Source organism: Salinibacterium sp. PAMC 21357, from assembly GCF_000247645.1.
In the GTDB taxonomy this organism is placed as follows: domain Bacteria; phylum Actinomycetota; class Actinomycetes; order Actinomycetales; family Microbacteriaceae; genus Rhodoglobus.
Map to the genome: position 1 here is coordinate 33,940 of NZ_AHWA01000004.1, position 21,724 is coordinate 55,663.

The following is a 21,724-nucleotide window of genomic DNA, read 5'->3' on the forward strand; positions in this document are numbered from 1 at the left end:
CACTCTAGGAGAACACGGGTCGGTCGACAGAAACAAAGCTATCTAGCCGAGGGAAGGAACCTGGCTAGGCAACGTGTGCCCCCACTGCTGCTCAAGCAAACGCTCAAGCGTTGCGCCAAGCTCATAGAGCCGAGCATCGCCGCGAGCCGGAGCCATAATCTGGAATCCCGTCGGCAGACCATCCTCGGGCGCGAGTCCCATCGGAAGACCCATGCCGGGGATGCCGGCCAGGTTTGCCGGAATCGTGGTGACGTCGTTCAGGTACATCGCCATCGGGTCTTCGAGCTTCTCACCGAGCTTGAATGCGGTGGTGGGCGCCGAGGGCGAGACGAGAACGTCCGCCTTCTCGAAAGCCGCAGCGAAGTCGCGCTGGATGAGCGTGCGCACCTTCTGAGCGCTGCCGTAGTACGCGTCGTAGTAGCCGGCGCTCAAGGCGTAGGTACCGAGGATGATGCGGCGCTTGACCTCAGCACCAAAACCAGCCTCGCGGGTTGCCGCCATGACGTCTTCGACCGTTCCGCCACCCTCTGGCGTCACGCGCAGACCGAATCGTACCGAGTCGAACTTCGCGAGGTTGCTCGAAGCTTCGGCGGGAAGGATGAGATAGTACGCCTCAACGGCGTACTCAAAGTGGGGAGCATCCACTTCAACGATCTCAGCACCGAAGTCAGTGAGCAACTGCAGCGCTTCGTGGAACCGCTGCGAGACACCAGCTTGGAAGCCGGGGCTGTCGAGCTGCTTGATCACACCAACGCGGAGTCCTTTGAGGCTTTCGGCGGCAGCACCGGCACGAGCCGCGGCAGCGAACGACGGCCACTGCTCTTTGAGCGACGTTGAGTCGCGCGGGTCATGCCCGCCGATGACATCATGCAGCAAAGCAGAGTCGAGAACGGTGCGCGAAACGGGACCCACCTGGTCAAGTGACGATGCCAAAGCGATAGCGCCGTAGCGAGAAACTCCGCCGTAAGTGGGCTTCACGCCAACCGAACCCGTGAGAGAGGCTGGCTGGCGAATCGATCCGCCCGTGTCAGACCCGAGAGCAAGCGGTGCTTCGAACGCGGAAACTGCAGCAGCGGAGCCACCACCAGAACCACCGGGAATGCGGTCGAGATCCCACGGGTTTTTCGTGGGGCCATAGGCGGAGTGTTCGGTTGACGACCCCATGGCGAACTCATCCATGTTGGTCTTGCCGAGCGGGATCAAACCAGCCGTGCGCAATTTAGCCACTGTTGTGGCGTCGTAGGGCGGAACCCAGCCTTCAAGAATTTTTGACCCCGCGGTGGTCGGCATATCGATCGTGCAGAGCACGTCTTTGACAGCGACTGGCACCCCGGCGAGCTCGCCGAGCGACTCCCCCGCAGCGCGACGCTCATCGATGCGCTTGGCGTTGGCCAGCGCATCCGCCGACACGTGCAGGAACGCGTTGACCTTGCCGTCAACCGCGGCAATGCGGTCGAGGTGCGCTTGGGTTGCTTCGACCGAAGACACATCGCCCGAGCTCAGCTTGCTAGCCAAGTCGGATGCCGACATGCGGGTGAGGTCGTTCAGATCTGCCATTACTGCTCTTCTCCCAGAATCGCGCTAACCGCAAAACGTGAACCATCGTGTTCGGGTGCTCCTGCCAACGCCTGCTCGGTAGTGAGCGTCACCCCAGGGACATCAGGGCGGAAGACGTTGCTGAGCGGAATCGGGTGGCTTGTAGCCGGAACCTCGTCGGTTGCGACCTCGCTGACCTTGGCCACGGAATCAACAATCGTGCCAAGCTCACCAGTGAGCTTCTCGATTTCTTCCTGAGTAAGGGCGATGCGGGCCAGCGATGCGAGGTGCGTGACGACCTCGGTAGTGATCGCACCCGGATTGGTGTCAGTCATGGAGCTCCGAAGATGGGAAACAGACAGGGAACCGTATAAGTGTATTCGGCTTAGCGAGCGGCGAGGAGCGACAGGGCAAGACGATCAACGCTCACCGCAGTATTACTGAGCACTACGACCGCGCACGAACGAGATCGATCGAAGCCGACGAAGCTGGGCTCGTCGTCTGCCCATCAGCTTTCTCGGTGCGATGCCAGCGAAAATGCGCGATAGACGGTGGGGGCACCTTCAGCGACGACGAGATCACTTCTGCCAATGCACAACAGCGCGAAGTTTCGCATTGCTTCGCTGCCGGTGTGAAGTATTCGTTGTGGCCGACTGAGGCAGCTAACGGTTGCCCCGTAATGATGTCGACGCCGCCGCTGACGCTTAACGACTTGGCACCGAACGATGCCGCTCCCGGGTCGGGGCCGAAGTACGAACTGTTGGGAATCGGATCCCACGCCGCCTCCCCCACAAAGACGTTGCCATCGCGAACATGCAAGTCGGCAACAGATTCCGCAGGGCTTCCTGGTGATCCGACAAGCGCCAGAGCATCAATCTCGAAATCGTATTCCGACAACGCCATCATCGCGGCGGTTGTTCCGTACGAGTGCGCAACGATTGAAATGTAGGGCTGATCATTTCCGCGCTCGGCTTGCAACCCAAGAATTGCGGCAGCAAGGGTGTCCCTGCCCTGATCCGCATTGTCGATAGCGCCGACGTTGGTCAGGTTGGGCGTGTCATAGCCGATCCAAGCGACCGTCGCGACTGATTCGTTGTGAACGAACGGTGACTCAGATTCGATGCGATCGAGCCAGATTTGTTGTTGACAGTACAACTCATTGGCCGCGTCGACCCAATACGACATTTGGCCCTCAATAGTGAAGAACATGCCAGGAACCAAGAAGCTCACGTAGTCGGCTTCGTTGAGATCTCCCAAAACGATCGCAGCGCGGCCCTGGCCAGAAACGTCAAGTGTCACGAGAGTGCGTTCAGGATTTGCTGCGTCAGCCGTGAGGGACTCGGAGATCGACGACAGCATATTGAGCTGCTGGTGAGCGCTCTGTTGAACGGCACGACCGGCATCCGAGTTCATCACAGTGGTGAGATCAGAAATAGTTTGACTGAGCATTGTGCGATTGCTGGTATCACGAATTGTGTACGGAACACCTTCAAGATTTCCGACCAAACGGGGAGCGACGAGCTCTAAGGAGGTTCGGCGTTCTGCGTCGAGGTCACCCCACCACAGCGCGACCTCTTGAGCGGGTGGTTGGGCAGCAAGAATCTGCTCGACCGCCGCCGGACGGGCGGCAAAATACTGAGAAATGCTGCTCGCAGGAAGTCGAGACAACGTCGTCAATGTCTGCGCCCCAAAAGAAGCGGGGCCGCCGCTCGACAGCGCAAAAACGCCAGCGCCAGGTTCAAGAACCGGGCCGACAAAGGAGGGCGGCGCGTCGCTGGTCACGACTGATTGAGACATTACCGAGGGGACGCCGATAGCCCCGGTGGCGGGTAAGCCGACAACCGAGGTGGTCAAAACAATTGCGATTTCTAACAGCAATGTCGGGAATTCCCCTCAGGAACGTCGAGCGCATGCCATCCCCGCACGCGATCTCGTTAGCGCAATCTTAGGGTAGAACGTCCCTACTTTGGGGGCGAACGCTCGCATTGCTCAGCGACTACCGATCGTCGAGAGCTGATGGCCCCCCGGTCAGGAGCCGCGCAAACTGTGCGGCGTCAAGAATCGTGATCCCCAACTCTTCCGCCTTTGTTAACTTTGAGCCTGCACCGGGCCCCGCGGCTACGTAATCAGTCTTCTTGCTCACGCTCGATGCCGCTTTTGCCCCGGCAGCAATGATTGCTTCCTGAGCCCCTTCTCGCGTAAATCCATCGAGGCTGCCGGTCGCGACGATCGTGAGGCCAGCCAACGGGCCGTCCTGTGACTGCGCTGCACCGGGGCCCGGGTGACCGGGAGTTGACCATTGAACTCCGGAGGCCGCCCAGCGGGCAACAATCTCCTGATGCCAGTCAACATCGAACCAGTCGCCGACAGAATCAGCGATGATCTGGCCCACACCGTCGACGGCGGCCAACTGCTCTCGAGTTGCGGCACGGATCGCCTCTAGCGAACCGAAATAGTCAGCAAGTGCCCGTGCAGCGACCGGGCCGACATGGCGGATGCTCAGGCTGACCAAGAGGCGCCACAGCGGCTTGGTCTTCGCTTCCTGCAGGTTGGCGACGAGCTTAATCGCGTTGCTCGAGGGAACAGCGTTGACATCGCCGCCGAATTGCGCAGCCTCGGCGTCGAATGGTGCATCCGCCCCCGCTCCGCTAGTTTTGCGCAGGCGCCGAAATGGTGTGATTAGCCGGTCTGTGCCATCGTCGTTGGTGACGACTTCGCCCGTTTCTGAATCACGGACTGCGACAACGATCGGGAAGAGGTCTTCGACCGTGAGGTCGAACAGCCCCGCCTCGTTGAGGAGCGGGGGAACTTCTGGCGAACGAGGTTGCGTGAGTGCTCGCGCTACCACTTCGCCAAGAACCTCAATATCGAGACCGCCTCTGCTACCGGCATGTTCGATGCGTCCCCGCACCTGGGCCGGACAACTGCGCGCATTAGGGCACCTCAAGTCGATGTCGCCCTCTTTCATGGCGCGAAGCGGCGTGCCGCACTCGGGGCAGTGCGTTGGCATGACGAACGCGTGTTCTGTGCCGTCGCGAAGCTCCTCCACCGGGCCGAGGATCTCGGGAATCACGTCTCCTGCTTTGCGCAACACAACGGTGTCCCCGATGAGAACACCCTTGCGCTTGACGACATCCTGATTGTGCAGAGTTGCCTGGCGCACGACAGATCCCGCGACCAACGCTGGTTTCATGACCGCGTATGGAGTGGCGCGACCGGTGCGACCGATGCCAACCACAATGTCCAGCAGTTTGGTGTTTACCTGCTCAGGCGGGTACTTATAGGCAATTGCCCAACGGGGGGCTCGCGAGGTTGCGCCAAGTTCATCGTGAAGGGCCAATTCATCGACTTTGATGACGATGCCATCGATCTCATGTTCAACGCTGTTGCGGTGTTCGCCGAAATAGCGAATAAAGTCGGCTGCTTTCTCACCAGAATCAACAACGGAAAAGTGAGAGCTCGTCGGCAGCCCCCAGGTTGACAAAACGCCGTAGATTTCGCTCTGGCTGCGAATGGGATCAAAGCCCTCACGAGTGCCGTCCCACGCGCCAATGCCGTGAACGAGCATCCGCAACGACGACAAACGGCGGCGCATGTTCGCCAGCTTTTCTTCTGACTTGCCTTCTGACTTTTGGCGAAGGGATCCAGCGGCAGCATTGCGCGGGTTCGCAAAAACTTTGTCGCCAATACGAATCTGTTCGGCGTTGAGTTCACGGAACAAATCAAGCGGAATAAAGACCTCGCCCCGCACTTCAACAATCGGCGGGTGACCGGTGCCCTCTAGCCGTTGCGGAATGCCTTGCACCCGCACGATGTTCTCGGTGACGTCTTCGCCAACTCGACCATCGCCACGAGTGGCGGCGCTCACGAGGACTCCATCGATGTATCGCAGATTTATCGCGAGCCCGTCGATTTTAAGCTCGCATAAGAAGTCAATGTTGCGGGCAGAGTCGCGTCGAACTTTTGCGGCCCATTCGGCAAACTCTTCTAGCGAAAAAACGTTATCGAGGCTGAGCATTCGCTCGACATGCTCGACCGGATCGAACAGCGTCGCCGCTCTCCCACCAACGCTCAATGTTGGGCTGTCTTGGCTTTGCAACTCAGGATGCTCGAGCTCTAGCTGCCCGAGCTGCTTAATCAACCCGTCGTATTCAGCGTCGTCAACAAGCACTTCATCGCGCCCATAGTAGGCATCGCGCAGTTCGAGGATGCGCGACGTTAACGCCGCGACGTCGTTGCGTGCCGCGGCAAGACGCGGATCAGTAGTCTCGGCAACGGGCGCGTCAGCCGTGCTCGCTGAACCAGATTTGTCGGTGTTGTTGGCCACTAGGCAAGTCTAAACATCGCCTCTGACTAAAGCTGCACAACGTCGAAGTGACACAGAATTCAGCAGCCTAAACCTCGACAGGAACCGCAGAGACAGTACGGGCGATAGTGCACTGCCCGAGCACTCGTGTGCCCACATAAATAACGGCAGTCTGGCCGGGTGAGACGCCAATGAGCGGCTCATGCGGCCGCACAATGAGCTCGGGGCCCATCGCGTCGCCAACATTGTCGACGCCCTCGGTAGCCGGAGCAATGCGGGCCGTAGCCGGCATCGGGTCAGAATGAGCGCGCACCTGAACGTGACATTCGAAGCTTTCACCCGACTCGCGAATGAATCCGGAGGCGAGCGGGTCAAGACCAGCCCAGGAGAACTTAGTGCCAGCCACCTCAGAGAGCGCAAGAGCTTCGCGCGGCCCGACAACAACCTCGTTGGTTTTGGGACGGATTTCCAACACGAAACGGGGCTTGCCGTCATCCGTGGGGTAACCAACGTTCAGACCCTTGCGCTGGCCAATCGTGAACGCGACAGCACCTTCATGCTTGCCGAGAACCTCGCCATTGCGGTCAAGAATCTCGCCCTGCTCAGCGCCAACCTTGTCAGCCAACCAGCCGCGAGTGTTGCCGTCAGGGATGAAACAAATGTCGTGCGAGTCAGGCTTGTTCGCTACCGAGAAACCGCGCTCGGCAGCTTCAGCACGAATTTCCGCCTTTGAGGGCGTAGACCCCAACGGGAACATGCTGTGGGCAAGCTGCTCAGTGGTGAGCACCCCCAACACGTACGACTGGTCCTTCGCCCAAGCCGCAGCTCGGTGAAGCTCGCGGTTGCCATTTTCATCTTCAACGATGTTGGCGTAGTGACCGGTAGCGACAGCGTCGAACCCGAGGGCGACAGCCTTCTCAAGGAGCGCTGCAAACTTGATGCGCTCGTTACAGCGCATGCACGGGTTCGGCGTACGACCAGCCGAATACTCGGCAATGAAATCATCCACAACATCGAGCTTGAAACGCTCGGAGAAATCCCACACGTAGTACGGGATGCCAATCATGTTGGCCGCCCGCTGCGCATCCATCGAATCTTCGATTGTGCAACAGCCGCGGGCACCGGTGCGCAACGTGCCGGGCTGCCGGCTCAGGGCCAAATGCACCCCAACAACCTCATGCCCTGCTTCGACTGCCCGCGCGGCAGCAACCGCGGAGTCCACTCCGCCACTCATCGCCGCTAAAACCTTCATAAAACCAGTGTACGAGACGTGTTGCTGGGCAAGTTCCTACTGCGGGATGTCAGTGAGCGTCTTTTCGACTGCCGCCAGTCGGCCGTCGAGGACATCAAGTCGCTGAATGAGCGCTTGGTTGGCTTCAAGCGTTTGCTCTGCCAGAGCGCGATAATCGCCGCCGGCTTGCGTATCTGCAAGGTGTTTTGCCATCTCCGCCTTCTTATCGAGGGCATGAATAACGACACCCGCGATGATGCCTACCACCGCGATGATGCCGATCCAGAACCAGAGACTATAGAAGATTTCCATCATTTTCCTTTGTGAGAATCATTGTTGTGTTGGTCTTCGGGCGCCTCGAGAGCGTCACGTTGGTTTGCCGACTGAGTCACCGCTCTCGCCAGCAATGCGGGAGTGACCGTGACCCTAAATGGCACGACTTCGAAAAACTTGAGCGCCTTGCCGTCATCGCTTAGCTCGTGGTGTCCGGCAACAAAGCCAGACTCTTCGAGCTTCGCGAGGTGCATGTACAAAAGTGCCCGCGACATTCCTACCCGCCTGGCCAAGTCGCTGACGTGCCTTTGCCCGCCGGAGAGCTCCGCAAGAATTCGCATGCGCTGCGGGTTAGCAACCGCGGCCAACCAAGCACCGAGCTCCTCAGAGTTCACGAGCTTCCCTTCATCTGTCAGAAAAAACTTACAGGTGTCGGGAATTGTTGTCAATGCTTAGCTCCAGCAGGCGACACTACGCGCCCGGATAATGCCCAAGAACCGTGTCGCGGCTCGAATACCCGGCGGCCGCTGCTTGCCCAACCGCCCGCGGAAGCGCCTCCACGAACTGCGCGATCTCATCAGCAGTCGTCGTCTCCCCCAAAGAAATCCTGAGCGCTCCCCGCGCCGCGGGTTCGTCTAAGCCCATCGCAAGCAACACATGACTTGCCTCAGGCACGCCTGCTTGGCAGGCCGATCCCGTAGACACACTGAACCCCGCAACATCCAGCAAGAACAACAACGAATCGCCCTCGCAACCCGGAAATGTAAAGTGCACATTCCCCGGCAGCCTGTCGTCGGAATCGCCCCGGAGCACCGCATCCGGAACAGCCTGACGAATTCCAGCGATTAGTGAATCTCGCAGCTCGATCAACCGAGAAGCGGTCGCGGCGAGATCGTGAGTCGCCTCCTGCGCCGCGGCCGCAAAAGCAACGGCACCGGGCGCATCCAACGTTCCCGACCGCGACCGCTGTTGGCTGCCACCATGAATCAGCGGTGTCACGGTCGCCGAACGGGCAATCACGAGCGCACCAACCCCGACGGGCCCCCCGATCTTGTGGGCCGACACACTCAACGCCGCAATACCCGCCGCATGAAAATCGAGCGGAACATAACCAAAAGCCGACACCGCATCGACGTGCATCGGCACTCCACTGGCGGCAGCAAGCGCAGAGACCTCAAAGACCGGCTGCACAGTCCCCACCTCATTGTTAGCCCAGAGCATGGTGATCAGCGCAACATCATCCGCCAATGCAGCGTGCACATAGTCAACATCTACGCGGCCGAACGCGTCGACCGGAATCCAGTCCAGCACCGCACCGTCATGCTCCCGCATCCATTCGACAGCATCGATCGTTGCATGGTGTTCAGCACGCGCCACAAGAATTCGAGGTCGCGCTACGGCGCCCGAATTGCGTGCCCAGAACAGCCCCTTAATGGCGAGATTAATCGCCTCAGTTCCACCGGAGGTGAAAGTCACCTCAACAGAATCTGCGCCGACACTGGCAGCGACCGTCTCCCGTGCCTCTTCCAGCATTCGTTTTGCGAACTGGCCCTGAGAATGAATTGATGAAGGATTGCCCACCACCGGAAGTGCTGCGGCGAATGCCTCAACGACAGCAGGACGCATGGGCGTCGTGGCCGCATGGTCCAGATAAATAGTCACAGCAACTCCGTATTTTCCTCGTGCACTCCACATGGATGCTCGCGTGTCATTACTCTAGATCGCATGCACCCGTGCTTCGATCTTCTCACTACGCCAAGTGATGCCGGTGACGTCTAGTGGCCTTCGGAACCCCGGCGACGGTCGCCCTCGACGCTCAAGGAATTACCTTCACCGCTCACCCGTACGAGAACCGCACGACCACCACCGAATTCGGCGCCGAAGCAGCAAGGGAACTAGGCATCGAACCAGCTCGGGTATTCAAGACGCTCATGGTCTCTATCGACGCCGAAATGGTAGTCGCCGTTGTTCCGGTCTCTGGACTGCTAGATCTCAAGGCGCTCGCTGCGGTTTTTCACGGCAAGAAGGCCGTGATGGCTGACCCGATCGTCGCGCAGCGCCGCACTGGTTACGTCGTCGGCGGCATCAGCCCAATTGGGCAAAAGACTGCCCATCGCACCGTAATCGATGAAACCATCGCTCTGTTCGATACCGTTTTCGTCAGTGGCGGAAGACGTGGATTCGACATCGAACTAACACCACACGATCTCGCCCGAGCGACAAGAGCCACGATCGCCGCTATCGCCCGCGACAGCAATCGGCACTGAGCGGGGTCGACCCTAGTAGAGCAGCAGCGTCAGCCGCCGACGAGCCTCAGTAACGCGAGAGTCTTCGGATCCAGCGATTTCAAAGTACTCGAGCATCCGCGTGCGAATAGCATTCTTGCCTTCGGCATCGGCTGCGGGGAACAACTCAAGCAGACGGGCGAAAGCATCACCGAGATGTCCGCCAGAAACATCGAGATCGGCAACAGCCAACTGCGCAGCGACGTCGGACGGATCTTGAGCAGCTGCGCTGCGCACGGACTCCGCAGTCTCATTCTCCAAGCGGGCAAGCAGCGAAACCTGCGCGAGACCGGCAACCGCTTGCTGGTCGCGAGGGTTCTGCGCGATTGCCAACTCGTACTTTGCGACCGCAGTCGCAAAGTCGCCAGCGGAGATTGCGTCGAAGGCTTCTTGGTGCAGCGGTGGTAGAGGTTCTTCGACCGGCTCGGGAGCTTCTTCTTCGGATGCTTCGCCAGCCGGAAGCGTACCGGTGACCTCATTTTGTGCCGCCAGCTGCAGCACCTGCTCCAGCACCTCTTTGAGGTCGTTCTCTGGCATGACACCCGCGAAGAGTTGCACGGGACGACCAGCGATCACCGCGGCAACGGTCGGCACTTGCTGCACCTGGAAGGCCTGCACAAGCTGCGGGTTGTTGGTTGCGTCAACGGTAACCAACGCAAATTTGCCGGCGTATGCCGCAATCGTGGGTTCAAGCGTGGGCTCAATGCCCTGACCAAAGAACTCTACGATCACCGGAACAGTGTTAGAGAGCTCGAGCACTTGCGAGAAGGATGCATCGTTCGCGTTGGTCGCGAAACCACTGGGTTGTTGAGCTTCACCATCAGCGGGTGGAGCCGGCGTACCGGCAGGGGTGTTGTGCTGACGAACCAATGATGAAAGGTCGACGGCTCCGCGCAAACTGGCGGCGTTCAATGGGGCGTTTGTCAACTTAACTCCGATGCTGCGACAAGTCCTTGGGTGTATCCGAGCAAGACGATTTTCTCGCCGCTACCTGCGGCCGGGACATAAAAGAGTAACTGATCGCCGTAGGTGGATTGAATTCCTGTCTCGGTGATTGAGATTCCCGATAGCGCCTTCGTCTGACCGCTAAAGGTCACCGCAGAACCCTCTTCTTTTGGCTTCGCCACCTTCGTTTCGTAAAGGTGCACGGCCACAATTGCTCCAGCATCGATGGTCGCTAGAGCAATGGGATCAGCCGAGCCGAGCTCGTGACCGTAGGTAAGCGTTGCGGTGCTCGAAAGCTCCGCCTGCTCCGCCTGCTTCACCGCGAGACCGACGTTTACGCGCAGACTGTCACCCTCGGGATCGAAGTCTAAGTAGGAGTCACTGTCGACATCTTGTTCGAGAATTTCGGCGTAGTCGAGTGCTACCTCAGTGGGCGATGATCGCAATAGCCCGCTGTCTTTGGCTAGCCGTGACGTTCCCACGCTTGCCGCGACAACATCCGGGAACACTACCGAGGGCTCGAGGTTCATCGAGTAGCTGACTTTGTAGTTTTCGCGCGGTGACGCCTGCTCGAGGAACAAAGCAATTGGCGCGACAGTGGTGTCAGCCTCATCGAGGATGATCGTGAACACGGTACGCGGCCACGACTCAGTTTGTTGCGGCAACGTCAACTGCACTGGCCCGTCGGGGATAGCGACCGGCGCCGCAATGGCTGCATCTGCAGTACGCATTGTGTAGTTCGCGGCGCGGTATTCAAGAGCGGCTGAAGTAAAGCGTGTCTTGATGAGGTCGGCATCGAGCGATTCATCTGCGGCTAACGAGACTGCGCTGATTCGCGCGACAATCTTCTCGATCTGGCGCACGGTGGCGGCTGGCGGCGTCGTTTCGCTGCCTGCTGAGGTAGAAGTTGGGGTCGGGCTCGGAACACCGGCATCGCCTGAACCACTGAGAGGCGTAGAGACCGTGCATCCGCTCAGCACAAGCGCGCTGAGGAGAACCGCCGGCACGGCAATGCGCGTCGTGGTGTGCATGCTGCCACTGGTAGAACCTCTCGAAGAACGCTTGGACTGCTTGTAGCGCGGCTTCTTGGGCACCTTGGGCATTTTCTGTGGCTTGCGGCGAGGCCCACCAGCCCGACGCATGTGATGCACTGCCCACATAAGAAGGATCAAACCGAGCAGAAGCACCGCGGCGCCACCCATAATCAAGGGCGTTGCCCACGGAGTGGTGTTGTCGAGCGGCCACGAAAGCGACACAGAGTTGGGCGCTGGCTTCACACCGTCAGCCGCAAGGATGAACGAGACATCTCTAGGGATCTTGACGGTCAAAGCGAGTTCGAGATCTGCCGTGTAGTTTTCGAGCCAGAGATCGGAATCATAGGGATCAGGAACTTCTTGTTCACTGCCGACGATTGATTCGGTGACCAGTTCGCCTGAATCGGGATCAACGGTGACCATGTTGTAGCTAGCATCGCCAACCCACGCCACAACGTCTGTACTGCGGCCGTATGCTGCGACGATGCGTCCGGGACCAGCGACACTAATGGTCTGGTTGCCCGAATAGGCGTTAAATGCGGCGCCGTCGACCACTGTCAGCGGTGCCGTGCTGTCTGTTTCGGCCGACACACTGACCTCGTCAGGCGTCGCAAGAATGGTCTGCTGCGCGATGCCGAAGCCAATCATTACGGCCGCGAGCATAAAACTAACTATGGCGAGAACAAATCTCACTATCTCTCCTTTCGCGTTGCCTACAGTGAATTGCGTCACGAAACCCTTCGCCACCGTGGCGGAACCTCAGTTCGGTCTGCAGGTTGAGGGCCCGATCTAGGCGGGTAGGCAACAACAAAGACGTTCAAGAATAGCGGATGGGCGTGCGGGAGCCTAGCTCAGCGTCTGGGAACTAGCCGGGAGAACGTTGAGTGCCCAGTTTGCCGCGAAACCGGAATGACGGTTTAGCCGCTTCACACCACTAAACTCTAAAGGTCCTTTCCGCTGACCTCGAGGAGACGTCTTGGCCGCCAACGATACTGATTTCGGCACCGAAATGCGCGGCTACAAGAAAGAGGATGTCGACAAGTTAATTGGCGAACTTCGTCGCGAACTTGTCGCCGCAAAAGCCGACCGCACCTCGACTACAAAAGAGGTAAAGCGACTCCTTGCCGTTAATGAGGATCTTCAGGCAGAGCTCGACGAAACTGGCAGCCCCACCTATAGCGGTCTCGGATCGAAGCTCGAGAGCATGCTCCGCGTCGCTGAAGAGCACTCGACGCAGCTGATCAGCCAGGCAGATATTGACGCCGAGAAGATGCGTAAGGCCGTTCAGGCGGAAACCACAAGCTTGCGCAATGAGACCGCCAGCGAGTCAGAGCGCATCCTGGCTGATGCCACTCGTGAAGCAGAGTCCCTGAGTGCAGGATCTCGCGCCGAGGCAGAAAGCCTCATCGCCCGCGCACGCGAAGAAGCTGCGCAGCTCACTACAGACGCTGCACGCGAAGCCTCCACAATTCGCGGGGCGGTTGCTACCGAAGCCGCGGATGCTCGCACCTCGGCCAAGCGTGAGGCCGCCGCCTTACGTGCCGAGACCGAGCGCGCAATGGCTGAACTTCGAGCAAGCACGGCCACTGAAGTGGCCGAAGCCCGTGAAGCCGCAGAGTCCCTTGCTCGTGACGCTGAGCTTGGCCGCGCTACGTTCGAGTCAGAGAACACCAAGCAGCGTGAAGACCTTGAACGCGATGTCGAGCAGGCTCGCACAGATCTCGCCCGCGAGATAGAAACCGCCCGCGCCGAACTCGAAGCGGAAACCATCGCTGCGCGAGAAACTCTCGCGAACGACACCAAAGCGGCCAACACCAAGCTCGCCAACGAAACAAATTCAGCGCACGCCAAGCTCGTAAACGAGACTCAGGCTGCTCAGGCCAAGCAGAAAGCTGAACTGGATGCCGCCTACGCGGCTCTTGAGGCAGAAACTAATGCCACCCGCACTGCAGCGGAGTCCGAAGCCGCTAGCGTGCGCAGCGAGCTCGAGAAAGACGTCCTCACCGCACGCGCGGCACTGGAGAGCGAACTCACCGAAGCGCGCGAGCAGTGGGAACACGACGAACGTGAAGGTCGGGCGCAGCTCGAAAGCGACGTCACCTCGACTCGCGCAGCACTCGACGATGAAGTCACGACTACACAGGCTGCCCTAGAACACGAAGTGACCAGCACCAAGGCGTCGCTCGAACAAGAAGTCACGACCACGCAGACTGCTCTTGAGCAGGAAGTGAAGGTCACCAAGGCGGCGCTTGAACAAGAAGTCACGACCACGCGATCAAATCTGGCGCAAGAAGTTGCCACCGCGAAAGCAGAACTCGACGACGAGGTCACCACGACCCGCGCCGAACTCGAAGCATTCGTCAAAACCTCGCGGAGCGAACTGGCTGCAGAGCTGGCCGCGCAAAAGAAGGCACTCGTCCGCGAGGTCACAACTACCAAGAAGGCACTCGCCAAGGAAGTCAGCTCTACGCAGGCAGCCTTGGAGAGCGATGTCGAAACCACCAGAGCCGGCCTCGAGGAAGAGATCGCTACCGCCCGTGCGCTCTTCGCCAAAGAGTCGACGACCGCACGGGCTGAGTTCGAAGCCGAGATGGTTGCGCGGCGTAACGAGCTCGAAGCAGAAATCGCCAACGGAACCGCGGGTCTCGAAGCAGAAATGGCTCGCCGTCACGCCGACCTCGATGCCGAGATTGACAGCAAGCGCACCGCGCTCGAAACCGAAGACAGCGAAACCCGCGCGAAACTTGCCCACGATGTGCAGAAACAAACAGCAGACCTCAACCGCGACGTCGCACGCCAGCGTGCGGAACTCGCGAACGAAGTTGAATCGACTCGCGCATCCATCAAGCATCAGCTTGAAGAGACCCGCACCACAATCGAACGAGAAGCTGAAACCGCACGCATCGAACTTGAGCAAGAGCTTGCTACTCGTCGCGATGACGCCGAAAAGGAATTCCTGGCTCAGCACCGAGAAGCCTCAACGCAAACCCAGAACTACCTCGAAGAAGCTCAAGCACAGTTGGGCGAAGCCGTTCGCGAAGCAAATGCCAAACGACACGAAGCTGAGGAGCTTGACAACAATTCGCAGGCCGAAGCGAAGTCGATTCTCGCCGACGCATCCGAGCGGGCCGCTGCTGAGATTGCCGATGCCGAGCAGCGCGCTAAGTCGTTGATGGACGACGCCGAGAAGCGTTCCAACGATCTAATTAGCGATGCAGAAGAGCGCTTGACAAAGATCAAAACGGAGCGTGAAACGGTTGCCGGTTACTTTGAGAACCTTCGCGGAGTTCTCAACCAAGCCGAGGAAGCTGGCCGGTAATTTGCCTGCGGGCCTCTAGAATTGCGGACAGCCTGACAGCGCGTCGCTCAAGGCTGAACGGAGCCACGCCATGAAGATTCTCAACCCTTTCCGCCTCGGTTTGCTCGGCGGCCTTGGCGTACTCGTTGCGGTCGGAATCGGCCAGACAATCATCTCCTTGGCGACGATTCTCACCTATGTTGGTGCGGCCCTCTTCTTAGCGCTCGGCCTCGACCCTTTGGTGACGTGGTTAGAGACGAAAAAGTTTCCTCGATGGACAGCGATCCTCACCGTGCTCGCAGGCGTGCTCGGAGTGTTTGCTGGGCTAGTTTTCGCGATCGTTCCCGTCATCGCTGAACAAGTGCGCAACGCATCCCGAGCGATTCCACGCCTAGTAACGGCGTTCTTTGATGGAACGATCAAAGAAAATATCGAGACTGCCTTTCCGTGGCTCAACGTTGAAGACTTACTCGATGGTTTTACTACCTGGGCTACCGAACTCGACTTCACTACGATTGGCGGCGGCGTCTTTGCCGTTGGCATTGGAATCGCGACCGGTATTACCGGCGCAATCATCGTGCTTATTCTGACGATCTACTTCGTGTCGTCAATCAACAACATCAAGTCAGGGATCTATCAACTGGTCCCGGCGACCAAAAGAGCCAAGTTCATCGACCTTGCTGAACAAGTCAGCACTGCGGTCGGCCGCTACGTAATTGGCCAGGGCTCCCTTGCCCTCGTCAATGGTGTGCTGTCATTCATCGTGCTCACGTGGATCTTCCCGGCGTTCGATCTGCCAGTGAAATATTCAGCGCTCCTAGCGTTCATAGCCTTCCTGGGCTCACTCATCCCTCTCGTGGGAACGCTTAGCGGTTCAGTAGTGATCGCCCTGCTGGTGCTGCTCTTTAACGGTCCACCGAGTGTCATAGCCGTCGGGATCTACTACCTGATCTACATGCAGGTAGAGGCGTACCTGCTTAATCCCCGCATCATGAGCAAGGCCGTAAAACTGCCGGGCGCTCTTGTCGTCATCGCCGCCCTCGCAGGCGGAACGCTGTTGGGAATCTTGGGCGCCCTCATTGCGATCCCGGTTGCCGCAGCAATCTTGCTCGTTGTGCAACAGGTAGTCGTTCCTCGCCAAGCAGAACTTTAGCCGGATGCGGTCTTCGCGTTCAGAGCGAGGTAACGGGCTCCGGAGGCCACGTTCGCGGCAGCGGTAACACCGAAGGGTTCAGCCGTTCTGCGATCTCGCTGAGCACCCGGTAGGTTTGCGCCTCCCCCACCCAGAGATGTTTACCGCCCTCGACCGCTACGAACTCGTGTTCCGGCACCGAAGCGAAACGCTTCGCAGCTTCTTCCGGGCGCAGATAGTCATCAAGTTCGGGAATGATCGCGACCAGACGTCGGTCATCGCCAGCCCACGCAGCAACGTCGCTCTCGCTGGCACGGTGAAGTGGCGGCGACAGCAGAATTGCGCCGGTGATGGGGTGCTCGCGACCGAATTTGAGAGTCACCTCGGTGCCGAATGACCAGCCAAGGAGCCAGACGTTAGGCAGTCCGCGTTCGTGCACGAAGTCCATCGCCGCGGCAAGATCATGTTGCTCAAGCTCGCCTTCACCAAAGCTGCCCTCTGATGTTCCCCGCGGAGAGCTGACGCCGCGAAAGTTGAACCTCAGTACCGCAACGTCTGCCAGCGCAGGTAGACGTGCTGCCGCCTTGCGGATGATGTGAGAATCCATGAACCCGCCGGCTGTCGGCAGCGGGTGAAGCGTAACCAGAGTCGCGGCGATATGTCCAGACTCCGGTATCGAGAGTTCGCCAACAAGGGTGAATCCGTCACTTGTCTGCAGTTCGATCTCCTCGCGCTTGGCGGGAAGTTCGGTGGCACCTCTGATGGCTTCACTCACGGGTGGTTTCTCACAATCTAATTTTCCAGCAGTGCTGGTGCCAATGACGTCGTGCCGCTAAGTCGTCAGCTGCGCCCATTATTCCGTCAGCTCGCCACGTGACAGTGTGTGCGACTCCCACGGAGATAGGCTGCGAGCATCCGGGGCAGGTATAAAGCTTGGCCGCGCTGCTTGCCGAGACGGGCTGAACGTTCCATTCGCCGTCGGACTTGTTCTCGGTTCGTCGAGAACCGTACAGCACTTGGTTCAGGTCACCGCGGTCATCATCGGGGCGACGCCTCCCACGGGGGCGATTTGAACGAGGCATAGTTCAAGCTTATGCGTTGGATCGAATGAACCTAATACCAGCCGTGGCTCTCAGAGTAAGCCCAGGCGCCACAGGGCGTGCCATAGCGGCCAGCAATGTAGCTGAGGCCCCAAGAGATCTGGGTCGCCGGGTTTGTCGCCCAGTCGGCGCCAGCGCTGGCCATCTTGCTGCCCGGAAGTGCCTGCGGGATGCCGTAGGCACCACTCGACGAGTTCATGGCGTAAACGTTCCAGCCCGACTCGCGGTTCCACAAGCTGACCAAGCAGTTGTACTCCGCGGCGCCCATGCCCTGCGAAGCGAGGATGGATTGTGCGATCGCTTGGGCTGTGCCGGGATCAGGCACTCCGGCCGCCGGCGCTGTCGGCGCTGTCGGCGCATCAGGGAGCACAGGTTCGACCACGATTTCTTTGATGGCGAACTTATCGCGAGAAATTTCGTTAACGAATCCCTCGGCGATAGTAATCGACTGCACTTCGGCGCGCTCAATAGTTGTCGCTGGAACACTGGCAGCAGACACTGTAGTAACCGGATTAGGCGGAACCACCATAAAGGCGGCTACGAAGCCCAAGCTCGCCAGCGATGCGAAGACAGGAAGACTCCACGAGGAGCGTTTGTGGCGACCAGAAAGATCCGCACTCTGGCTTTTAGCCTGAGCGCGGAGGATTGCTGCTCGCGAATTTTTTACCACAATAACTGCGATATTAGCGCACAGACCTGAAAAACAGGCGGGAGCTAGCGAACCGCGAGCATCACGTCAATCACGGAGTCGAGCAAATGGTCGACTTGAGACTCACGGTAGCCGCCCTTTGTACTGCGAAATGCGACCGTGCGAACACGTTCGATCGTGAGCGGAGCGCCGTGCTGAAAGTAGCTGGCAAGTTCTTCAGCGAAAGCATCGACGTCTTTAACTGCGTAACCCGTCGTGAAGGAACTAACGCGGGAAAACTTCTTGCCCGCATGACGCGCTAGACGGTTCAGAATTTCTTGAGCCTCGGATCGGGCATTCGCGTACCAGGCCGACTCACCGAGCTCGGCGATCGCCCGGTCGCGCTCGCGCGAAGCGAATGCATCTTCGAGACGTTCCAGAGCGGAATCGACATGCTGTGGCGAATACCCGCCCTTTTGCATAACGAAAGCCAACTTGCGGATAGTGCGCGACGAAACCACAGCAGCGTCAGTGCGTTCCGAGGTGTAGGCGCTGCGCGCCTCCTCAAGGAAGTCCTCGACTTGGTCAACGTTGTAGCCCAACTTTGACTTGCGGGTGCGGGGGAATGTGGTGCTCACAGTTCTATTCTGCCTTACGTGAAGATAAGAAACAGCGCATAGCCGGCAGCGGCCGACAAGAGCGAAGAATCGACGCGGTCAAGGAAGCCTCCGTGCCCGGGAAGCCACGTACTGATGTCTTTAATTCCCAAGTCTCGCTTGATTAGTGACTCTGCTAGATCACCCATCGTTGCGGTGCCGAGAATGACGAGCCCAAAGATGATTCCGACCCAGACGGGCTGACCGAGCATAAAGAGCGCCAACAGCACTCCGGCAATAACCGAAGCAAGCGCGGCGCCAGCAAAACCTTCCCAGGTCTTGTTCGGGCTAATTTTTGGTGCCATCGGATGCTTTCCGAAAGAAAGCCCGCTGGCGTAGGCACCAATATCGCTCACTACGACAACGATCAACAGTGCCAACGTCCACCACTGGCCACCGTCTTGAGCCGTGAGAAGCACCGTGAAACTTGCCAAGAATGCAACGTAGAGCATGACGAAAACGCCAGCACCCAGATCCCTCAGCACAGAGCGAACTGAACCGCGATGACTCGGTCGAACTAGGTAGACGAGCCGCCAAAGGCTAACGAAGGCAATACCCGCGAGTGTGACGTACCACTGCCCCTCGGCAAGCCAATAGAACGATGCAGGAACTACCGCAACGCCAGCGATAACTGTCGGTACGCGCGGGATATTAAGACCTGCAAACCGCAGCGCGCTGGCGAGCTCGAAAGCGGTGAATGCTACGAGCACACCGGCAAAGAGCATGTAGAGCTCTTTAACGAAGATCAGGCTGAACAACAACGAAAGCCCAAGCGCTAGCCCTACGGTGAGAGCCATCGCCAATGGGCGCCCAGTGCGGGCGTTAATTTTGTCGTTTGTCGCTCTAACCTGAGCTTCGAATTCGGAAACCATTAGACCTCGAGCAACTCGGTCTCTTTGCGCTTGAGAGCGTCGTCGACGGCGTCTACGTGAGCCTTGGTGCTTGCTTCAAGTTCTTTCTCGGCGCGAGCAACCTCGTCTTCGCCAACTTCAGTCAGCGCGTCGAGGTCGTCTTTAGCTTTGCGGCGAATATTGCGCAACGCCACACGAGCCTGCTCCGCCTTATCGCGAACAATCTTGACAAAATCCTTGCGGCGATCCTCGGTGAGTTCAGGAAGCGTGGCGCGAATAACGCTGCCATCGTTGCCAACGCTGGCGCCCAAGTGGTGTGCTCCAGCAATTGCCTTCTCGATGTCCTTCAGAGCGGACTTGTCGAACGGCGTAATGAGCAGCGTGCGCGCCTCTTGGTTAACCATCGACGCTAGCTGCTGCAACGGCGTCGGCGTTCCGTAGTAATCCACGAGAACTTTTTGGAACAGCGCAGGGTTGGCACGGCCAGTGCGCACCGTGCCGAAGTCGTCTTTGGCAGCTTCCACTGCCTTGTTCATTTTTTCACTAGCCTCGGCTAGAACATCACTAATCACTGGCACTCCTCTTAGTCTCACCCGAGTTTAGCGTGCAGTCGCCACAACGATGGCTGCAGGACGCACGCGATTCACGCATAGCTCGGGGTTGTTGGGCTTCGTTGAACTTGTTGAGCGACATCGCTTTTGTCGGGCGACGAGGTCAGGGTCGCAGCATGTTAGCCGTGAACGCGGGTTCCGATCTGTTCCCCCACGATTGCGCGGGTGAGATTTCCCTTCGGTTCCATACCAAACACGAGCATGGGCATCGCGTTATCCATGCACAAGCTAAATGCGGTTGAGTCGACAACTTTGAGACCCTGCACAAGAGCGTCTTGAAAACTGATCGAGTCGAGCTTGCGAGCATCCGGGTTGCTGCGAGGGTCGGAGTCGTAGACGCCATCCACACCGTTTTTAGCAACCAAAACTTCTTCGGCGCCAATTTCCAAGGCTCGCTGGGCGGCAACGGTGTCGGTGGAGAAGTAAGGCAAGCCTGCACCAGCACCGAAGATCACGACGCGACCCTTCTCAAGGTGGCGCTCGGCCCGCAATGGGATGTATGGCTCGGCGACTTGCGTCATCGCGATCGCGGACTGCACGCGCGTTGCTGTTCCTGCCTGCTCAAGAAAGTCCTGAAGGGCGAGGGCGTTCATAACCGTACCCAGCATGCCCATGTAGTCAGCACGACCGCGGTCCATTCCGCGCTGGCTAAGCTCAGCACCCCGGAAGAAGTTTCCACCACCGACAACAATCGCGATTTCGACATCCGCCGCTGCAGCGGCGATCTCCTTCGCCAGCGACGAGACGACATCCGGGTTGACTCCAAGCTGGCCACCGCCGAAAGCTTCACCGGACAGTTTCAGCAGCACCCGACGTTTGCGTTGTGTAGTCATCGTCTTCTTTCGTTCGTGGTCATCATGTACAGGCTATGGGGTTGAGCAGCGTTCAGCAGCGGCACACAGCACATTCGCCGCAAGCAACCCGCGGCGCCCTCAAAATTGGTCCCGGCACACTAAAGGCCCGAGGCATTAGCGCCTCGGGCCTTCATAGTGTGCGTGTTAGGCGCCTACCTTGAAGCGAGCAAAACCAGTAACGGTGATGCCTGCATCGGCAGAAACCTTAGCGATCGAGAGCTTGTTGTCACGAGCGTAGTCCTGGTCAAGCAGGGCAACCTGCTTGAAGAACGCACCGAGACGACCTTCAACGATCTTGGGGAGCGCAGCGTCAGGCTTGCCCTCTCCGCGGCTGATCTCTTCAACGATACGACGCTCGTTTTCGACATCATCTGCCGGAACGTCTTCACGCGAAAGATAGGTGGGTGCTGCAAACGAGATGTGCTGCGCGATTCCGCGAGCAGTCTCTGCATCGTCACCCGTGTATGCGACAACAACGCCAACCTGCGGAGGCAGGTCCTTGTTGGTGCGGTGCATGTAGACCTCGAACGAGTCACCCTCGAGCTTGGCCAAGCGACGAAGTTCAAACTTCTCACCGAGAATAGCGGCTTCGTCGTCGATGAGCTGAGCGACCGTGGACGACCCTGCGGGGGCCGCGAGGCCTTCCTCAACGGTCGACGCGCCAGCTTCGGCAACGGCAGCAGCAACGGCCTCGCCGAGAGCAACGAACTTGTCACTCTTTGCAACGAAGTCGGTCTCGCAAGCGAGTTCGATGATCGTCGAGGTTGCACCAGACGAGTGTGCGGCGATGAGGCCCTCACTGGTGGAACGGTCCGAACGCTTCGCGTTGCTCTTGGCACCGCGCAGACGCAGAAGCTCGGTGGCCTTTTCGAGGTCACCACCAGCTTCTACGAGTGCGTTCTTGGTTTCAACCATGCCGGTGCCGAGGCGCTCGCGCAGGGTCTTGAGGTCTTCGAGGCGAAAGTCTGCCATGGTTTCGAATCC

21 protein-coding genes are annotated in these 21,724 nt (G+C 58.8%); 3 read left to right on the top strand and 18 right to left on the bottom strand.

What is annotated here, in order from left to right:
• Positions 1-42 precede the first annotated feature (42 nt).
• The 8 genes from gatA to ON14_RS03490 all read right to left on the bottom strand — a co-directional run bounded on the left by gatA (position 43) and on the right by ON14_RS03490 (position 9,008).
• Positions 43-1,548, bottom strand: a complete 1,506-nt coding sequence (gatA, locus tag ON14_RS03455) for an Asp-tRNA(Asn)/Glu-tRNA(Gln) amidotransferase subunit GatA (RefSeq protein ID WP_026037509.1) — start codon at positions 1,546-1,548, stop codon at positions 43-45.
• Between the two features lie 8 nt (positions 1,549-1,556).
• The gene (gatC, locus tag ON14_RS03460) at positions 1,557-1,871 is read right to left on the bottom strand and encodes an Asp-tRNA(Asn)/Glu-tRNA(Gln) amidotransferase subunit GatC (RefSeq protein WP_010203186.1); all 315 of its coding nucleotides are present in this window, start codon (positions 1,869-1,871) and stop codon (positions 1,557-1,559) included.
• A gap of 112 nt (positions 1,872-1,983) precedes the next feature.
• Positions 1,984-3,333, bottom strand: a complete 1,350-nt coding sequence (locus ON14_RS03465; RefSeq protein WP_141629934.1) for an alpha/beta hydrolase — start codon at positions 3,331-3,333, stop codon at positions 1,984-1,986.
• A gap of 199 nt (positions 3,334-3,532) precedes the next feature.
• On the bottom strand, positions 3,533-5,863 hold the full coding sequence (gene ligA / locus ON14_RS03470) for an NAD-dependent DNA ligase LigA (RefSeq protein ID WP_010203188.1): 2,331 nt from the start codon (positions 5,861-5,863) through the stop codon (positions 3,533-3,535).
• A 67-nt stretch (positions 5,864-5,930) separates the two neighbouring features.
• On the bottom strand, positions 5,931-7,094 hold the full coding sequence (gene mnmA, locus ON14_RS03475; protein WP_026037510.1) for a tRNA 2-thiouridine(34) synthase MnmA: 1,164 nt from the start codon (positions 7,092-7,094) through the stop codon (positions 5,931-5,933).
• 36 nt (positions 7,095-7,130) lie between these two features.
• Positions 7,131-7,385, bottom strand: a complete 255-nt coding sequence (locus ON14_RS03480; protein ID WP_010203190.1) for a hypothetical protein — start codon at positions 7,383-7,385, stop codon at positions 7,131-7,133.
• Complete coding sequence (locus tag ON14_RS03485; protein ID WP_010203191.1) at positions 7,385-7,741, bottom strand: ArsR/SmtB family transcription factor; 357 nt, start codon at positions 7,739-7,741, stop codon at positions 7,385-7,387. The genes ON14_RS03480 and ON14_RS03485 overlap by 1 nt, the downstream gene beginning before the upstream one ends.
• 76 nt (positions 7,742-7,817) lie before the next feature.
• Positions 7,818-9,008, bottom strand: coding sequence for a cysteine desulfurase family protein (locus ON14_RS03490; RefSeq protein ID WP_010203192.1), 1,191 nt, complete (start codon positions 9,006-9,008; stop codon positions 7,818-7,820).
• Between the two features lie 116 nt (positions 9,009-9,124).
• On the opposite strand from ON14_RS03490, the gene ybaK reads away from it, so the two are divergent.
• Positions 9,125-9,613, top strand: a complete 489-nt coding sequence (ybaK, locus tag ON14_RS03495) for a Cys-tRNA(Pro) deacylase (RefSeq protein ID WP_010203193.1) — start codon at positions 9,125-9,127, stop codon at positions 9,611-9,613.
• A 12-nt stretch (positions 9,614-9,625) separates the two neighbouring features.
• Here ybaK and ON14_RS03500 read toward each other — a convergent pair whose 3' ends face one another.
• Positions 9,626-10,558 carry a tetratricopeptide repeat protein gene (locus ON14_RS03500; protein WP_010203195.1) on the bottom strand — a complete coding sequence of 311 codons (933 nt, stop codon included), beginning with the start codon at positions 10,556-10,558 and terminating at the stop codon, positions 9,626-9,628.
• Entirely contained in the window at positions 10,555-12,303 is a 1,749-nt protein-coding gene (locus ON14_RS03505; RefSeq protein WP_202800901.1) for a hypothetical protein, read from the bottom strand. The genes ON14_RS03500 and ON14_RS03505 overlap by 4 nt, the downstream gene beginning before the upstream one ends.
• A gap of 283 nt (positions 12,304-12,586) precedes the next feature.
• Between ON14_RS03505 and ON14_RS03510 the strand changes: the two genes are divergently transcribed.
• Complete coding sequence (locus ON14_RS03510; protein ID WP_010203197.1) at positions 12,587-14,929, top strand: hypothetical protein; 2,343 nt, start codon at positions 12,587-12,589, stop codon at positions 14,927-14,929.
• Positions 14,930-14,999: 70 nt separating this feature from the next.
• A complete protein-coding gene (locus ON14_RS03515; RefSeq protein ID WP_010203198.1) occupies positions 15,000-16,061 on the top strand; it encodes an AI-2E family transporter in 1,062 nt (353 codons plus the stop codon).
• Positions 16,062-16,080: 19 nt separating this feature from the next.
• On the opposite strand, the gene ON14_RS03520 is transcribed toward ON14_RS03515, so the two are convergent.
• The 8 genes from ON14_RS03520 to tsf form a co-directional block, all read right to left on the bottom strand.
• Complete coding sequence (locus tag ON14_RS03520) at positions 16,081-16,815, bottom strand: alpha/beta hydrolase (RefSeq protein WP_010203199.1); 735 nt, start codon at positions 16,813-16,815, stop codon at positions 16,081-16,083.
• Between the two features lie 10 nt (positions 16,816-16,825).
• On the bottom strand, positions 16,826-17,122 hold the full coding sequence (locus ON14_RS16090) for a hypothetical protein (RefSeq protein WP_081503510.1): 297 nt from the start codon (positions 17,120-17,122) through the stop codon (positions 16,826-16,828).
• Positions 17,123-17,153: 31 nt separating this feature from the next.
• Positions 17,154-17,810, bottom strand: a complete 657-nt coding sequence (locus ON14_RS03525) for a transglycosylase SLT domain-containing protein (RefSeq protein ID WP_237719678.1) — start codon at positions 17,808-17,810, stop codon at positions 17,154-17,156.
• Between the two features lie 44 nt (positions 17,811-17,854).
• Positions 17,855-18,406 carry a DivIVA domain-containing protein gene (locus ON14_RS03530; RefSeq protein WP_010203202.1) on the bottom strand — a complete coding sequence of 184 codons (552 nt, stop codon included), beginning with the start codon at positions 18,404-18,406 and terminating at the stop codon, positions 17,855-17,857.
• Positions 18,407-18,420: 14 nt separating this feature from the next.
• Positions 18,421-19,296 (bottom strand): phosphatidate cytidylyltransferase, encoded by an 876-nt coding sequence (locus ON14_RS03535; RefSeq protein ID WP_010203204.1) that lies wholly within the window; start codon positions 19,294-19,296, stop codon positions 18,421-18,423.
• Positions 19,296-19,847, bottom strand: coding sequence for a ribosome recycling factor (gene frr / locus ON14_RS03540; RefSeq protein WP_010203206.1), 552 nt, complete (start codon positions 19,845-19,847; stop codon positions 19,296-19,298). Before frr ends, ON14_RS03535 begins: the two co-directional genes overlap by 1 nt.
• A gap of 158 nt (positions 19,848-20,005) precedes the next feature.
• Positions 20,006-20,719: a UMP kinase gene (gene pyrH, locus ON14_RS03545; protein ID WP_010203208.1), complete on the bottom strand. Its 714-nt coding sequence runs from the start codon at positions 20,717-20,719 to the stop codon at positions 20,006-20,008.
• 165 nt (positions 20,720-20,884) lie between these two features.
• On the bottom strand, positions 20,885-21,712 hold the full coding sequence (tsf, locus tag ON14_RS03550; protein ID WP_010203210.1) for a translation elongation factor Ts: 828 nt from the start codon (positions 21,710-21,712) through the stop codon (positions 20,885-20,887).
• Positions 21,713-21,724 lie beyond the last annotated feature (12 nt).

Coding starts and splice junctions, on each gene's coding strand:
- pyrH (WP_010203208.1), bottom strand. CDS start 20,719: ATGACTACACAACGCAAACGTCGGGTGCTGCTGAAACTGTCCGGTGAA.
- ON14_RS16090 (WP_081503510.1), bottom strand. CDS start 17,122: ATGCCTCGTTCAAATCGCCCCCGTGGGAGGCGTCGCCCCGATGATGAC.
- ON14_RS03535 (WP_010203204.1), bottom strand. CDS start 19,296: ATGGTTTCCGAATTCGAAGCTCAGGTTAGAGCGACAAACGACAAAATT.
- mnmA (WP_026037510.1), bottom strand. CDS start 7,094: ATGAAGGTTTTAGCGGCGATGAGTGGCGGAGTGGACTCCGCGGTTGCT.
- ON14_RS03480 (WP_010203190.1), bottom strand. CDS start 7,385: ATGGAAATCTTCTATAGTCTCTGGTTCTGGATCGGCATCATCGCGGTG.
- gatC (WP_010203186.1), bottom strand. CDS start 1,871: ATGACTGACACCAATCCGGGTGCGATCACTACCGAGGTCGTCACGCAC.
- ON14_RS03465 (WP_141629934.1), bottom strand. CDS start 3,333: ATGTCTCAATCAGTCGTGACCAGCGACGCGCCGCCCTCCTTTGTCGGC.
- ON14_RS03515 (WP_010203198.1), top strand. CDS start 15,000: ATGAAGATTCTCAACCCTTTCCGCCTCGGTTTGCTCGGCGGCCTTGGC.
- tsf (WP_010203210.1), bottom strand. CDS start 21,712: ATGGCAGACTTTCGCCTCGAAGACCTCAAGACCCTGCGCGAGCGCCTC.